Origin of the sequence: Desertihabitans brevis, from assembly GCF_003327535.1 — a bacterium.
In the GTDB taxonomy this organism is placed as follows: domain Bacteria; phylum Actinomycetota; class Actinomycetes; order Propionibacteriales; family Propionibacteriaceae; genus Desertihabitans; species Desertihabitans brevis.
The window spans coordinates 659,806-673,289 of record NZ_QOUI01000001.1; the positions used below are offsets into that span (position 1 = coordinate 659,806).

At 73.7% G+C, this 13,484-nt stretch carries 12 protein-coding genes and 2 tRNA genes; 6 read left to right on the plus strand and 8 right to left on the minus strand.

The window, feature by feature from the left end:
• Positions 1 to 71: 71 nt before the first annotated feature.
• A complete protein-coding gene (locus tag DT076_RS03085; RefSeq protein WP_114125114.1) occupies positions 72 to 797 on the plus strand; it encodes an IclR family transcriptional regulator in 726 nt (241 codons plus the stop codon).
• A gap of 63 nt (positions 798 to 860) precedes the next feature.
• Here the strand turns inward: DT076_RS03085 and DT076_RS03090 are convergent.
• From DT076_RS03090 to DT076_RS03110, 5 genes are all read right to left on the minus strand, one after another.
• Positions 861 to 933, minus strand: a tRNA-Glu gene (locus DT076_RS03090).
• Positions 934 to 1,005: 72 nt separating this feature from the next.
• Positions 1,006 to 1,077, minus strand: a tRNA-Gln gene (locus DT076_RS03095).
• Between the two features lie 102 nt (positions 1,078 to 1,179).
• The gene (locus DT076_RS03100; RefSeq protein ID WP_114125115.1) at positions 1,180 to 2,109 is read right to left on the minus strand and encodes a CPBP family intramembrane glutamic endopeptidase; all 930 of its coding nucleotides are present in this window, start codon (positions 2,107 to 2,109) and stop codon (positions 1,180 to 1,182) included.
• A 31-nt stretch (positions 2,110 to 2,140) separates the two neighbouring features.
• On the minus strand, positions 2,141 to 3,694 hold the full coding sequence (gltX, locus tag DT076_RS03105; RefSeq protein WP_114125116.1) for a glutamate--tRNA ligase: 1,554 nt from the start codon (positions 3,692 to 3,694) through the stop codon (positions 2,141 to 2,143).
• Positions 3,691 to 4,524, minus strand: a complete 834-nt coding sequence (locus DT076_RS03110) for a fumarylacetoacetate hydrolase family protein (RefSeq protein WP_114125117.1) — start codon at positions 4,522 to 4,524, stop codon at positions 3,691 to 3,693. The genes gltX and DT076_RS03110 overlap by 4 nt, the downstream gene beginning before the upstream one ends.
• A gap of 45 nt (positions 4,525 to 4,569) precedes the next feature.
• On the opposite strand from DT076_RS03110, the gene DT076_RS03115 reads away from it, so the two are divergent.
• Positions 4,570 to 5,850 carry a thymidine phosphorylase gene (locus DT076_RS03115; protein WP_114125118.1) on the plus strand — a complete coding sequence of 427 codons (1,281 nt, stop codon included), beginning with the start codon at positions 4,570 to 4,572 and terminating at the stop codon, positions 5,848 to 5,850.
• Positions 5,851 to 5,925: 75 nt separating this feature from the next.
• On the plus strand, positions 5,926 to 7,602 hold the full coding sequence (locus tag DT076_RS03120; protein ID WP_114125119.1) for a RecQ family ATP-dependent DNA helicase: 1,677 nt from the start codon (positions 5,926 to 5,928) through the stop codon (positions 7,600 to 7,602).
• A 31-nt stretch (positions 7,603 to 7,633) separates the two neighbouring features.
• On the opposite strand, the gene cimA is transcribed toward DT076_RS03120, so the two are convergent.
• Together cimA and DT076_RS03130 are read right to left on the minus strand one after the other, a co-directional pair.
• Positions 7,634 to 9,298, minus strand: coding sequence for a citramalate synthase (gene cimA, locus DT076_RS03125; RefSeq protein WP_233493591.1), 1,665 nt, complete (start codon positions 9,296 to 9,298; stop codon positions 7,634 to 7,636).
• A 221-nt stretch (positions 9,299 to 9,519) separates the two neighbouring features.
• Entirely contained in the window at positions 9,520 to 10,602 is a 1,083-nt protein-coding gene (locus tag DT076_RS03130) for a branched-chain amino acid aminotransferase (protein ID WP_114125120.1), read from the minus strand.
• A 119-nt stretch (positions 10,603 to 10,721) separates the two neighbouring features.
• On the opposite strand from DT076_RS03130, the gene DT076_RS03135 reads away from it, so the two are divergent.
• Positions 10,722 to 11,807 carry a 3-isopropylmalate dehydrogenase gene (locus tag DT076_RS03135; protein WP_114125121.1) on the plus strand — a complete coding sequence of 362 codons (1,086 nt, stop codon included), beginning with the start codon at positions 10,722 to 10,724 and terminating at the stop codon, positions 11,805 to 11,807.
• Positions 11,808 to 11,836: 29 nt separating this feature from the next.
• Here the strand turns inward: DT076_RS03135 and DT076_RS19285 are convergent, their stop codons facing one another.
• The gene (locus DT076_RS19285; protein WP_158548025.1) at positions 11,837 to 11,983 is read right to left on the minus strand and encodes a hypothetical protein; all 147 of its coding nucleotides are present in this window, start codon (positions 11,981 to 11,983) and stop codon (positions 11,837 to 11,839) included.
• A 184-nt stretch (positions 11,984 to 12,167) separates the two neighbouring features.
• Between DT076_RS19285 and DT076_RS03140 the strand changes: the two genes are divergently transcribed.
• Positions 12,168 to 12,752 (plus strand): O-methyltransferase, encoded by a 585-nt coding sequence (locus DT076_RS03140; RefSeq protein WP_114125122.1) that lies wholly within the window; start codon positions 12,168 to 12,170, stop codon positions 12,750 to 12,752.
• Positions 12,753 to 12,815: 63 nt separating this feature from the next.
• Complete coding sequence (locus tag DT076_RS03145; protein WP_114125123.1) at positions 12,816 to 13,346, plus strand: hypothetical protein; 531 nt, start codon at positions 12,816 to 12,818, stop codon at positions 13,344 to 13,346.
• The last annotated feature ends 138 nt before the right edge of the window (positions 13,347 to 13,484 follow it).

A 13,484-nucleotide genomic window follows, 5' to 3' on the forward strand; every position in this document is an offset into this window, starting at 1 on the left:
TGCGCCACCGTGCCTGGCCGCCCCGGGAGCGCCGAGTTGCATATCAGCATCCGAGACAGCAATATCAGTACATGGACAACTCTAGCGGAGTCGGCGTGCTCGACAAGGCGGCCTCGGTGCTCAGCGCCCTCGAGACCGGCCCCACCACCCTGGCCGGCCTGGTCACGGCCACCGGACTGGCCCGTCCCACCGCGCACCGGCTGGCGGTGGCCCTGGAGCACCACCGGCTGGTCAGCCGCGACCTGCAGGGACGCTTCGTGCTCGGCCCGCGGCTGGCCGAGCTGGCCTCCGCAGCCGGTGAGGACCGGCTGCTCGCCACCGCCGGCCCGGTACTGGCCCGGCTACGCGACATCACCGGCGAGTCCGCCCAGCTGTTCCGCCGCCAGGGCGACGCCCGGATCTGCGTCGCCGCCGCCGAGCGTACCTCCGGCCTGCGCGACTCGGTGCCGGTCGGCTCCCAGCTCACCATGTCAGCCGGTTCGGCCGCCCAGGTGCTGCTGGCCTGGGAGGAGCCGGACCGGATGCAGAAGGGGCTGCGCGGCTCGCAGTTCTCCGCCGTCGCGCTGGCCTCGGTCCGCCGCCGCGGCTGGGCCCAGTCGGTTGGTGAGCGCGAGGTCGGGGTGGCCTCGGTCTCGGCCCCCGTCCGCTCCCCCTCCGGCAAGGTCATCGCCGCGGTCAGCGTCTCCGGGCCGATCGAGCGGCTCTCCCGCCAGCCCGGGCGGATGCACGCCCCGGCCGTGATGGCGGCCGCGGAGCGGCTGTCGGAGGTGCTGCGCCGCAGCGGGCAGGAGAGCTGACCCGCGGGACGCCCGGACAGCACGAGACCCCCTGGAGCGTGCTCCAGGGGGTCTCGTCCTCGGTAGCCCCGACGGGATTCGAACCCGCGCTACCGCCTTGAGAGGGCGGCGTGCTAGGCCGCTACACAACGGGGCCCTAGCTGGTCGCTCGGAGCGACCGGAGAAACCTACCAGACCTGCCGGGATCCAGCGAGTCCGGAGACTTCCGCTGGGGTACTAGGACTCGAACCTAGACTAACTGAGCCAGAATCAGTCGGGCTGCCAATTACCCCATACCCCAAGGCATTTCCTGCTGTCCGGCGAGCCGGGCAACGACGTGGAACTCTAGACCATCGGGGCCGCCGGGACCAAACCGGCGCGACGCCGAGGCGGCCGCCCCAGGTCACTCCCCCACCGCGCTGTGCACCCGCATCCGGCGGCCCACCAGCCAGGCCACCGCGGCGAACAGGACGAACCCGCCGATGTCGAAGACCGCGTCTACCGGGCCGACCTCCTGCAGCGCCCGTGCCTCAGCCACCGACGTGGTGGTGGCGGCGATGCCGAAGGAGAGCAGGTTGTTGACGACGTGGGCCGCCGCAGCCGCCTCGAGCCCGCCGGTGCGCCACACCAGCACCCCGGCCACCAGGCCGAACACCCAGCGGTCGGCGAACAGCCACACGTTCTGGGTGCCGTGGAAGAGGGCGAAGACGGTCGCGGAGACGACGATGCCGAACCACGGGCTGGCCAGCACCGCTCCGGCGGCCTGGGTGAGGTAGCCGCGGAAGAAGACCTCCTCGGCCACCGCCTGCAGCGGCGACGTGAGCACGATCACCAGCAGGAACCACAGCAGGTCCGGCTGCGGTCGCCAGGCGATCCCGGTGCCGCCGGCGAGCACCGAGACCAGGTAGACCCCGCCGAGGGCGGGAGGTGCCAGCAGCAGGCAGGCCACCAGGTAGCGCCAGCGCACCCGGCCGACCACCGAGACCAGCCAGCTCGGGTGACGCCGGTGCAACCAGGCCACCAGCAGCGCCGAGACGGGCAGCAGCACCGCGATGGCGAGGTTGCCCGCCACCACCCCGAGCGGGGTCTCGAAGCGCATCGCGGTGGCGTAGTACTCCGCGAACGGCAGGCTGGAACCCGACACGGCCCAGGTGGCGCCCAGCAGCAGCTGTGGCACCAGCCCCGCCAGCAGGGTGAACAGGGCGATCCCGAGGACCACGCCGACGACCGCCTGCACCAGCCGGGACCAGACCGGCCCCTCGGTGCGCAGCAGCTGGGGGTAGGCGGTGCCGCGCGCGGGGACGGTGAACGGCGCCGGTTGCAGCAGGCTCACGCGCAGCTCCCCGCCCCACCGACCCCGTCCCTCATCCGGCCTCGGGAGCGGCCCCGCCCTCCAGGTGCTGCAGCGCGGTGCGCAGCCGGTGCATCGTCGAGGTGCGCCCGAGCAGCTCCATCGACTCGAACAGCGGCGGGGAGACCTTCCGCCCGGTGACGGCGATCCGCACGGGGGCGAAGGCGAACTTCGGCTTGATCCCGAGCCCGTCGACCAGGCTGGCCCGCAGCGCGGCCTGGATGTCCTCGGCCTGCCAGGAGCGCACCTCCGACAGCACCGAGATCGCCGCCCGCAGCGCCTCCAGGTCGCTCTCCTTGGCCCCCAGCCCGGCGGCCGGGTCCAGCTCCAGCGCGTCGTCGGCGGTGAAGAGGAAGCCGGCCATCTCGACGATCTCGGACAGGGTGCTCATCCGCTCGTGCACCAGCGGCACCACGCCGTCCAGCAGCTGCTGCTGGGCGCCGGTGGGCGGGTCCTCGACCAGCCCGGCAGCGACCAGGAACGGGACCAGGTGCGGGGTGAGCTCGGTGGTGCTCAGCCGGCGGATGTGGTCGGCGTTGATCGCCTCGCACTTCCTGGGGTCGAAGCGGGCCGGGTTGGCGTTGACGCGGCGGATGTCGAAGGCCGCGACCATCTCGTCCAGGCCGAACACGTCGCGGTCCTCCGAGAGCCCCCAGCCGAGCAGGGCCAGGTAGTTGAGCAGCCCCTCGGGGAGGAACCCGCGCTGGCGGTACTCGGCCAGCCCGGAGCCGGCGTCGCGCTTGGAGAGCCGCTTGTTGCCCTCCCCCATGACGGTCGGCAGGTGGCCGAACCGCGGGGTGCGGCCGCTGCCGATGCCGAGCTCGGCCAGCGCCTCGTACAGCACGATCTGGCGCGGCGTGGAGGACAGCAGGTCCTCCCCGCGGAGCACGTGGGTGATCCCCATCAGGGCGTCGTCGACGGGGTTGACCAGGGTGTAGAGCGGGTTGCCGTTGGCGCGCACCACCACGTAGTCGGGGACGTGGGCTCCGTCGAAGGAGACCCGGCCGCGGACCAGGTCGTCGAAGGCGATCTCGCGCTCGGGGACGCGGATCCGCACCACCGAGTCCTCGCCCCGCTCCAGCCGGGTGGCGACGTCGTCGGGGTCGAGGTCGCGGCAGTGGCCGTCGTAGCCCGACGGGGCGCCCTTGGGCAGCAGCGCGGCGCGGGCCTCCTGCTCCTCCCTGGTGCAGAAGCAGCGGTAGGCGTGCCCGCCCTCGAGCAGCCGGGCGACCACGTCGCGGTAGATGTCGGTGCGCTCGGACTGCAGGTAGGGCCCGTGCGGGCCGCCCTTCTCCGGGCCCTCGTCCCAGTCCAGCCCGAGCCAGCGCAGCGCCTCCAGCACCCCCCGGTAGGACTCCTCGGTGGAGCGGGCGGCGTCGGTGTCCTCGATCCGCAGCACGAAGGTGCCGCCGAAGTGGCGGGCGAAGGCGTAGTTGAACAGCGCGCTGCGGACGTTGCCGACGTGCAGGTTGCCCGTCGGCGACGGGGGGAACCGGACGCGGACGTCGGCGGGGGCGACGTCACCCAGCACGTCGACCGGGGCGTCGGGGGAAGGGGTGGTGCTCACTCGGTGTCCTCGGTGCTCGGGGTGCTGGGCGCCTGCGCGCTGGCGACGGTGTTGGTCAGGGTGCCGATGCCGGAGATGCTGACGCTGACCTCCTGGCCGGGCAGCATCCGGCCCACCCCGGCGGGCGTGCCGGTGAGGATGACGTCGCCGGGCAGCAGGGTGGTGAAGGAGGTGATCCACTCGATCAGCCGCGGGATGGGGTGCACCATCAGGTCGGTGGTGCCGTCCTGCTGCACCTGCCCGTCCAGGGTGGTGGTGATCCGCAGCGCGGAGGCCTCCTCCAGGCTGAGGTGGGTGACCATCCACGGCCCGAGCGGGCAGAAGGTGTCGTAGCCCTTGGCCCGCGCCCACTGCCCGTCGGTCTTCTGCAGGTCACGGCAGGTGACGTCGTTGGCGATGGTGTAGCCGAACACCACCTCGGCGGCCCGGGATGCGGGGACGTCGCGGCAGAACCGGCCGATGACCACCGCCAGCTCGCCCTCGAAGCTGAGCAGCTCGGTGGTGTCGGGGTGGATGATCGGCTCCTCCGGCCCGATCACCGAGGTGTTCGGCTTGAGGAAGACCAGCGGGTCGCCGGGCACCTCGTTGCCCAGCTCCTCGGCGTGCGCGACGTAGTTGCGGCCCACCCCCACCACCTTGCTGCGGGGGATCACCGGGGCCAGCAGCCGCACCGCACCCAGCTCGTGGCGGACCCCGGTCAGCTGGACCGGGGTGGCGAGCGGGTCGCCGTTGAGGGCGGAGACGGTGTCGGGGTGCTGGCCGCCGTCCTCGGCGAGCTCGACCACCCCGTACTGGGGGTCACCGTCGGCGACGAAGCGTGCGATGCGCATTCCCGCAGCCTATCGAGGGGGTCCCGCTGGGGCATACTCGCCGCCATGGCTCATGACGCGGTGCAGCTGATCAAGCACAAGCGCGACGGCGGCGCCCTCGACGACGACCAGATCCGCTGGCTGATCAGGGCCTACACCGCCGGCGAGGTGGCCGAGGAGCAGATGTCGGCGATGGCGATGGCGATCTTCTTCAACGGTCTGGACGCCGCCGAGCTCGCCACCTGGACGACGGCCATGATCGAGACCGGGGAGCGGCTGGACTTCTCCTCGCTCTCGCGCCCGACCGCCGACAAGCACTCCACCGGCGGCGTCGGGGACAAGATCACCCTGCCGCTGGCCCCGCTGGTCGCCGCCTGCGGGGTGGCGGTCCCCCAGCTCAGCGGCCGCGGGCTCGGCCACACCGGCGGCACCCTGGACAAGCTGGAGTCGGTGCCGGGCTGGCGGGCCGACCTCAGCACCGCGGAGATGATCACCCAGCTGGAGGACGTCGGCGCGGTGGTCTGCGCCGCCGGGTCGGGGCTCGCGCCGGCGGACAAGAAGCTCTACGCGCTGCGTGACGTCACCGCCACGGTGGAGTCGATCCCGCTGATCGCCTCCTCGATCATGAGCAAGAAGATCGCCGAGGGCACCGGCGCGCTGGTGCTCGACGTCAAGGTCGGCACCGGGGCGTTCATGACCTCGGTCGAGGACGCCCGGACGCTGGCCCGGACCATGGTCGGGCTCGGCACCGACGCCGGCGTGCGCACGGTCGCGCTGCTGACCGACATGTCGACCCCGCTCGGCCGGACCGCCGGCAACGCGCTGGAGGTGCGCGAGTCGGTCGAGGTGCTGGCCGGCGGCGGGCCCTCCGACGTGGTCGAGCTGACCCTGGCCCTGGCCCGGGAGATGGTCGCCGCCGCTGGCCGGGACGAGGTCGACCCCGCCGACGCGCTGGCCGACGGGCGGGCGATGGACGTCTGGCGGCGGATGGTCCGCGCCCAGGGCGGCGACCCCGACGCGCCGCTGCCGACCGCACGCCACACCCACACGGTCCCCGCGCCGGCCGACGGCGTGGTGACCCGCGTCGACGCCATGGCCGTCGGGCTGGCGGCCTGGCGGCTAGGGGCCGGAAGGGCCCGCAAGGAGGACCCGGTGCAGGCCGGGGCCGGGGTCGAGCTGCACGCCCAGCTGGGTGAGCGGGTGCGTGCCGGCGACCCCCTGCTGACCCTGCACACCGACGACGAGCACCGGGTCGAGCGCGCGCTGGAGGTGCTGGCCGCCGGCGTCGAGGTCGGTGAGGAGGCGCCGGCGCCCCGGACGGTGGTGCTGGAGCGGATCGCCTCCTGAGCCGCCGGGGCGTCGCGCTCGTCACACCGGCGCCCGTCCGTGGCTAGGAGGTCCGCTCCGGGGTAGACGGCGGTCGTGCCCGACGACCGACCCGCCGCGGAGACCGTGACCCGCATCGCCCAGACCGCCCGCGACCGCTTCGGCATCGAGGAGGTGCGCGGGTGGCAGTCCGACGCCGTCGCCACCCTGCTCGAGGGGGGCGACGTGCTGCTGGTGCAGCCCACCGGGGCCGGCAAGTCGCTGGCCTACCAGCTGGCCGGGGCGCTGCTGGACAGCGGCCCGACGCTGGTGGTGTCACCGCTGTTGGCGCTGCAGCAGGACCAGGTCACGTCGCTGGAGGGTGCGGAGGGCGTCCGGGCGTTCCGGGTCAGCTCGATGGAGGGCGAGCGGGCGCGGGAGGAGGCCTTCGAGACCGCCCGCACCGACCCGTCCACCTTCCTCTTCCTGGCCCCGGAGCAGCTGGCCCGGGCCGAGACCCGGGAGCAGGTCGCCGCGCTGCGGCCCGCGCTGGTGGCCGTCGACGAGGCGCACTGCGTGTCCTCCTGGGGCCACGACTTCCGCCCCGACTACCTGCGGCTGGGCGAGCTGCTCGAGGCGGTCGGCCGTCCGCCGGTGATCGCACTGACCGCCACCGCCGCCCCGCCGGTGCGGGCCGACATCACCGCGCGGCTGCGGCTCCGGGCGCCGCGGCTGGTGCTGGCCGACCTGGCCCGTCCCAACCTCGACCTGGCCGCGGTGACCTGCCGGGACGAGGACGAGCGCCGCCGCACCGTCCTGGAGGCGGTCGCCGCGCAGCCCGGCCAGGGCATCGTCTACACCCGCACCCGCCGGCTCGCCGAGGAGCTGGCCGAGGCGCTCCGCGCGTCCGGCCGCAACGCCACCCACTACCACGCGGGGCTGCGGACGAGGCTGCGCGACGAGGTGCAGGAGGAGTTCATGACCGGCAGCACCGAGGTGCTGGTGGCCACCTCGGCCTTCGGGATGGGCATCGACAAGCCCGACATCCGCTTCGTGGTGCACGCCCAGGCCCCGGAGTCCCCCGACGTCTACTACCAGGAGGCCGGACGCGCCGGCCGCGACGGCGAGCCGGCGACCTGCCTGCTCTGCTCCGGCGACGGCGACTTCTCCCTCGCCCGGTTCTTCACCCCGGCGGTGCCCAAGCCGGGTGACGTCACCGCCGTGCTGGCCGGGCTGGCCCGCACCGACGGCGAGCCCGACCGTGCCGCGCTGGCCGAGGAGACCGGGCTCAGCCGGCAGAAGCTCGGCCGCATCCTCAACCTCGTCGAGGAGGAGTGCGCCCACTCCGGCGACGACCCGGAGGACGAGGGTGCGGAGGACGGGTCGATGGTCGCCCGGGTGGTCGAGCGGGCCGGGGCCCACCGCCGGATGCAGCAGACCCGGATCGAGATGATGCGCCGCTACGTCGAGTCGACCACCTGCCGCCAGCGGTTCCTGCTGCACTACTTCGGCGACGAGCTCGAGGAGCCGTGCGGGCACTGCGACAACTGCCGCAGCGGAGCCACCGAGCAGCACGACCGCGCGGTCGGCGAGCGCACCGAGCGGGCCGCCGAGGGCGGCGCGGAGTGGGCCGGACGGTTCGAGGTCGAGCAGCAGGTGCGCCACCGCGAGTTCGGCCCGGGCGTGGTGGTCGAGGTCGAGGGCGAGCGGGTCACCGTGCTCTTCGAGCAGGACGGCTACCGCACCCTCGACCTGCCCACCGTGGTGGAGTCGGACGTCCTCGAGCCCGCCTGAGCCGCCTGCCGGCCGCGGGCGGGGCGGCGGCTCAGCCGTCCCGCCCGGTGCCGACCCCGGCCGCCACCCGGTCCGAGGTGCCGGCCGACGGCGCCGGGACGTCGTGCACCAGCCCGTGCAGGTAGGCGTCGCTGAGTGCCTCCCAGGACGCCTCGATGATGTTGGCCCCCACCCCGACGGTGGTCCAGGTGCGCTCGCCGTCGGTGGTGTCGATGAGCACCCGCACCACGGCATCGGTGCCGTGACCGCCCCTCTCGCCCACCGGCCCGTCCAGCACCCGCACCCGGTAGTCGGTGAGCTCGTAGCGGTCCACCACCGGGAAGGCCGGGGTGAGCGCCCGGCGCAGGGCGTGGTCCAGCGCGTTCACCGGGCCGTTGCCCTCGCCGACGAACAGCTGGACGTCCCCGCGCGCCTGCAGCTTCACCGTCGCCTCCGAGTCCGAGGGGGCCCCGGCCGCGGAGTGGGTGTGCACCCGCCAGTGCAGCACCCGGAAGTACTCCTCCAGCTCGTCCAGCTCGTCGCGCAGCAGCAGCTCGAAGGAGGCGTCGGCCGCCTCGTAGGAGTAGCCGGCCGCCTCCCGGGCCTTGACCAGGTCGGTCACCCGGCCGGCCAGGTCGCGGTCGGAGAGGTCGAAGCCGAGCTCCTCGCCCTTGATCTGGATGTTGGCCCGGCCGGCCATGTCGGAGATCAGCATCCGCATGTCGTTGCCCACCGCCGCCGGGTCGATGTGCTGGTACAGGTTGGGGTCGACCCGGATCGCACTGGCGTGCAGACCGGCCTTGTGGGCGAAGGCCGAGGAACCGGTGAACGGGGCCCGGGGCGAGCCGGCCACGTTGGTCACCGCGGCGACGGCGTGGGAGATCCGGGTGGCCTCGGCCAGGGCGCCCTCGGGCAGCACCTGCCAGCCGTACTTCAGCTGCAGGTTCGCCACCACGGGCACCAGGTCGGCGTTGCCGGTGCGCTCGCCGTAGCCGTTGATGGTGCCCTGCACGTGCATCACGCCGGCCTCCACCGCCGCCAGCGTGTTGGCCACCGCGCAGCCGGTGTCGTTGTGGCAGTGCACGCCGAGGTCGACCCCGACCCCACCGGCGGCCGAGACGACGTCACCCATCCAGCTCGGCAGCATGCCGCCGTTGGTGTCGCACAGCACCACCACCTCCGCGCCCGCCTCGGCGGCGGTCTGCACCACCTCCAGCGCGTAGGCGGGGTCGTCGCGGTAGCCGTCGAAGAAGTGCTCGCAGTCGACGAACACCCGCATCCCCTCCGAGCGCAGGTGCTCGACGGTGTCGCTGACCATGGCGAGGTTCTCGGCGAGCGTGGTGCGCAGCGCCCGCTCGACGTGGGCGGCGTGGCTCTTGGCCACCAGGCAGGCGACCGGGGCGCGGGACTCCCGCAGGGCCGCGACCAGGGGGTCGTCCGCGGCCCGGCCCCCGACCCGCCGCGTGGCGCCGAAGGCGACCAGCTGGGCGTTGCGCAGGCTGAGCTCACCGCGGGCGGCGGCGGCGAAGAAGGCGGTGTCGTTGGGGTTGGCACCGGGCCAGCCGCCCTCGATGAAGCCCACGCCCAGCTCGTCCAGCAGGCCGGCGATCCGCAGCTTGTCGGCCACGGTCAGCCGCAGGCCCTCCTGCTGCGCGCCGTCGCGCAAGGTGGTGTCGTAGACGTGGAACACGCCGGGGGCGGGCATCGGCTCGAGCATCGGTGGTCTTCCTGTCAGCGGACTGCGGTCGAGGTGCTCGGGCGCCGGAGCACTCCCGGGAACGAAAAAACCTCCCGTCGGAGACAGGAGGTTTCAGCGCGGACGACGTGAGGTCATCCACGCTGCCCGGTAATGGCGGCGGGTCGGAGCACGCAGCGATTGTGCGCCAGCGCGCTCCGTCCCGCCACCGTCGTCTCAGCCGGCGGGACGGACGTCCACGCTCAGATCACCCGGTGCATCCAGCCGTGGGTGTCCTCCCGACGTCCGTACTGGATGTCGAGCAGGGCCTGGCGCAGCTCCAGCGTCCGCGGGCCCGGCTCACCGTCGGCCACCGCGGTGGTGCCGTCGAGGCCCTTGAGCGCGCCGATCGGGGTGATCACCGCCGCCGTGCCGCAGGCGAAGATCTCCGTGATGGCTCCGGTGCGGCAGCCCTCGAGCACCTCCTCCAGCGAGACCCGGCGCTCGACCGGGGTCAGCCCGAGCTCCGGGGCGAGGGCGAGGATGGCGTCGCGGGTGACACCCTCGAGGATCGTGCCCAGGGCGGGCGTCACCAGCTGGTCGTCGGCGGTGACGAAGTAGACGTTCATCCCGCCCAGCTCGTCGACCCACTTGCGCTCCACGGCGTCGGTGAAGAGCACCTGGCTGCAGCCGTGCTCGGCCGCCTCGGCCTGGGCCACCAGCGAGGCCGCGTAGTTGCCGCCGCACTTGGCCGCCCCGGTGCCGCCGGGGGCGGCGCGGGTGTAGTCGCGCGACATCCAGATCTGCACCGGCTGGACGCCGCCGCTGAAGTAGGACCCGGCCGGGGAGGCGATCACGCAGAACTGCACCTTGCGCGCCCCGCGGACGCCGAGGAAGACCTCGCTGGCGAACATGAACGGCCGCAGGTAGAGCGAGGCCTCGCCACCGGCCGGCACCCAGGCCTGGTCGGCCTCGACCAGGGCCTCGACCGCCTCGACGAAGGACTCGACCGGCAGCTCGGGCAGGGCGAGGCGGCGTGCCGAGACCGCGAACCGCTCGGCGTTCTTCTCCGGCCGGAAGAGCCACACCGAGCCGTCGGCGTGCCGGTAGGCCTTCATCCCCTCGAAGATCTCCTGCGCGTAGTGCAGCACGGCCGAGGCCGGGTCGAGCTGGAACGGCCCGTAGGGGACCACCGCCGAGTCGGCCCAGCCGTCGGCCGCCGTCCAGGTGGCCACCGCCATGTGGTCGGTGAAGTTCACGCCGAACCCGGGATCGGCCAGTACGGCCTCGCGCTCGGCGTCGCTGCGGGGCGCGGGCGAGGGCTGCAGGTCGAACTTCAGCGTCATGGCCGCAAAGTAGCAGGACGTCCAACTAGTTCCGGCGGACTTCCACTCCTCGACCGGGGGCCGCTCGCCGGGCCTGAGACGGCACCTGCCGGGCACCGGCCGCTGTCTAGCCTGGCGCAATGACCACGACGCCCGACCCGGCCGCCGGATCCGCCCGCACCCCCACCCTGGCCGTGATCGGCGGCGACGGGATCGGCCCCGAGGTGACCGCCGAGGCGGTCAAGGTGCTGCAGGCGGTCTGCGGCGAGCAGGCCTTCTCCTTCGTCGACTACGACCTGGGTGCGGAACGCTGGAAGCGCACCGGTGAGGTGCTGCCCGACTCCGTGCTGGCCGAGCTGGACGGCTGCGACGCCATCCTCTTCGGCGCGGTGGGTGCGGCCCCGGGTGACAAGTCGATGCCGAGCGGCATCCTCGAGCGCGGGCTGATCCTCAAGATCCGCTTCGCCTTCGACCACTACGTCAACCTGCGGCCCAGCCGCCTCTACCAGGGCGTGCCGACGCCGCTGGCCAGCTCGGTCACCGACCGCGGCCCGGTCGACTTCGTGGTGGTGCGCGAGGGCACCGAGGGCCTGTACTGCGGCAACGGCGGCGTGGTCCGCCCTGGCACCCCGCACGAGATCGCCACCGAGGTCAGCGTCAACACCGCCCACGGCGTCGAGCGCGTGGTCCGCGACGCCTTCGAGCGTGCGACCCGGCGGCGCGGCAAGGTGACCCTGGTGCACAAGCACAACGTGCTGGTGCACGCCGGCGGGCTGTGGAACCGGGTGTTCGAGCAGGTGGCCGCGGACTACCCGGGCGTGCAGACCGACTACCTGCACGTCGACGCCGCCACGATCTTCCTCGCCACCGACCCGGCCCGCTTCGACGTGGTGGTCACCGACAACCTGTTCGGCGACATCCTCACCGACCTGGCGGCGGCCGTCACCGGCGGCATCGGGCTGGCGGCCAGCGGCAACGTCAACCCGTCGGGTGAGCACCCCTCGATGTTCGAGCCGGTGCACGGCTCGGCCCCCGACATCGCCGGGCAGCAGAAGGCCGACCCCTCGGCGGCGATCCTGTCGGCGGGCCTGCTGCTGGAGCACCTCGGACGCACCGAGCAGGCGGCCGCGGTCGCGGCTGCGGTGACCGCCGACATCGAGTCCCGCGACGGCACCCCGCGCACCACCCCCGAGATCGGCGATGCCATCGCCGCGCGCCTCGGCTGAGCCGTCGGCCCGGCCGGGTTCCGGGCCGGTCAGCGCCCGGTGGTCTGCACCCGGGGCGCGACCGAGTGCTCGCGGCGGGGCCGGCGGCGCGGGACGGGCTGCTCGCGCAGGCGGGCGTCCTGGCCGGTCTCCTCGAGGCGGCCCTCGCCCCAGGTGTGCGGGTACATCTCGTACACGGCTCGCTCCTCCCGCTGTGACGCGGCCCGTCCGGGTGGAGGACGGTCCTGGTGCCGCGATACTAGGACGCCCGAGGATCTGCCCCGCGGCCCGTGCCTGCCCCGTCTCGGATCATGGGACGCCGCCGCGGTCCGCAGTCCGGACCGGGCGGCCGGCGCGCGGCGCTCCGGCAGACTGGGGCCGGTGAGCACGTTGCCCGGTGTCCCTTCGCTCGTGACGAAGGCCCTCCGCAAGTCGCTGGCGATGGGCTACCTGGAGGCCACCCGGGCCGAGACCGGGCGGCTGCTGGCGACCCTCGCGGCCACCCGGCAGGGCACGATCGCCGAGTGCGGGACCGGCTGCGGGGTGGGCGCGGCCTGGTTGCGCAGCGGTGCGCCGTCCGCCACCCGGGTGCTCACCGCCGAGCTGGAGGGCTCGCTGGCCTCCGAGGTCTCCGACATGTTCGCCGGCGACGGGATCGACGTGCTGCACGCCGACTGGTCGGCGCTGGAGTCGGCGGCGCCGTTCTCGCTGCTCTTCCTCGACGCCTCCCAGGCGCTGATGAGCGAGCGGGACGACGTGATCGCGCTGGTCGAGCCGGGCGGGATGATCGTGCTGGACGACTTCACCCCCAGCATCAGCTGGCCGCCGCGGGTGCACGACCGGCTGGACCGGGTGCGCGCGGACTGGCTGGCCGACCCGCGGCTGACCAGCGCCGAGGTGATGGTCGCCCCGGACGCCGCGGTGATCATCGCGGTGGTGCGTCCCGGCGGCTCGGCGGGAGCCTGAGAGGTCGGACAGAAGTTCTGCAGAGACCGCTGAGGCCCGTCGTCGGCAGGTGATGCTGTCCCCATGAGCCGTGCCCCCCTGGCCGAACGCGTCTCGCGCCGCCTGATGGCGGTCGCCGTCGCGGTGGGTGCGGTGCTGGTCACGACGCTGCTGCTGTGGAGCCAGGCGGCCGCGTGGGGGCTGCCCTACGCCTCCTTCACCGACGAGCACGGCAGCCGGTGCACGACGACGTGGCTCGGCCACGAGTGCGAGCCCACGCTCGACCACGTGGAGGCGGTGCTGGGCTTCGAGCTGCCCGCGGGCACGGTCGTCGAGGAGGGCCACTACATCGAGACCCACGACATCCAGCTGTCGGCGCTGGTGCGGTACCCGCTGGAGCTCGACGACCAGGTGATCGCGGCCCTGGACGAGTCCTACGGGCCCTGCCAGCGGGTGCCGAGCCCGCTGCCCCCGGACCACAAGTGGCACTGCGTGCGCAGCGACATCGGCTTCCGGGTCGAGGGGCAGCTGCCGCCGTACCGGTGGCGGATGGCGACCGCCGTCCCCCCGGAGTCGGACCAGGTCGTCCTCGACGTCGAGCTCCGCTCGCGCTGAACCACCGAGCTCCGCTCGCGCTGAACCACCCGAGCTCCGCTCGCGCTGAACCACCCGGGCTCCGCTCGCGCTGAACCACCCGGGCTCGACTCGCGCCGGACGCGAGCGGCCCCGGGCCCCGCACGCGCTGTGGCGGGC

Bases quoted from the DNA above. Each gene is read 5' to 3' on its own strand.
- DT076_RS03110 (WP_114125117.1), bottom strand. From the start codon at position 4,524: ATGCGCATCGCACGCTTCGTCGCCGACGGTGACCCCCAGTACGGGGTG.
- DT076_RS03145 (WP_114125123.1), top strand. From the start codon at position 12,816: ATGAGCCGTGCCCCCCTGGCCGAACGCGTCTCGCGCCGCCTGATGGCG.
- cimA (WP_233493591.1), bottom strand. From the start codon at position 9,298: ATGCTCGAGCCGATGCCCGCCCCCGGCGTGTTCCACGTCTACGACACC.
- DT076_RS03130 (WP_114125120.1), bottom strand. From the start codon at position 10,602: ATGACGCTGAAGTTCGACCTGCAGCCCTCGCCCGCGCCCCGCAGCGAC.
- DT076_RS03115 (WP_114125118.1), top strand. From the start codon at position 4,570: ATGGCTCATGACGCGGTGCAGCTGATCAAGCACAAGCGCGACGGCGGC.
- DT076_RS03085 (WP_114125114.1), top strand. From the start codon at position 72: ATGGACAACTCTAGCGGAGTCGGCGTGCTCGACAAGGCGGCCTCGGTG.
- DT076_RS03135 (WP_114125121.1), top strand. From the start codon at position 10,722: ATGACCACGACGCCCGACCCGGCCGCCGGATCCGCCCGCACCCCCACC.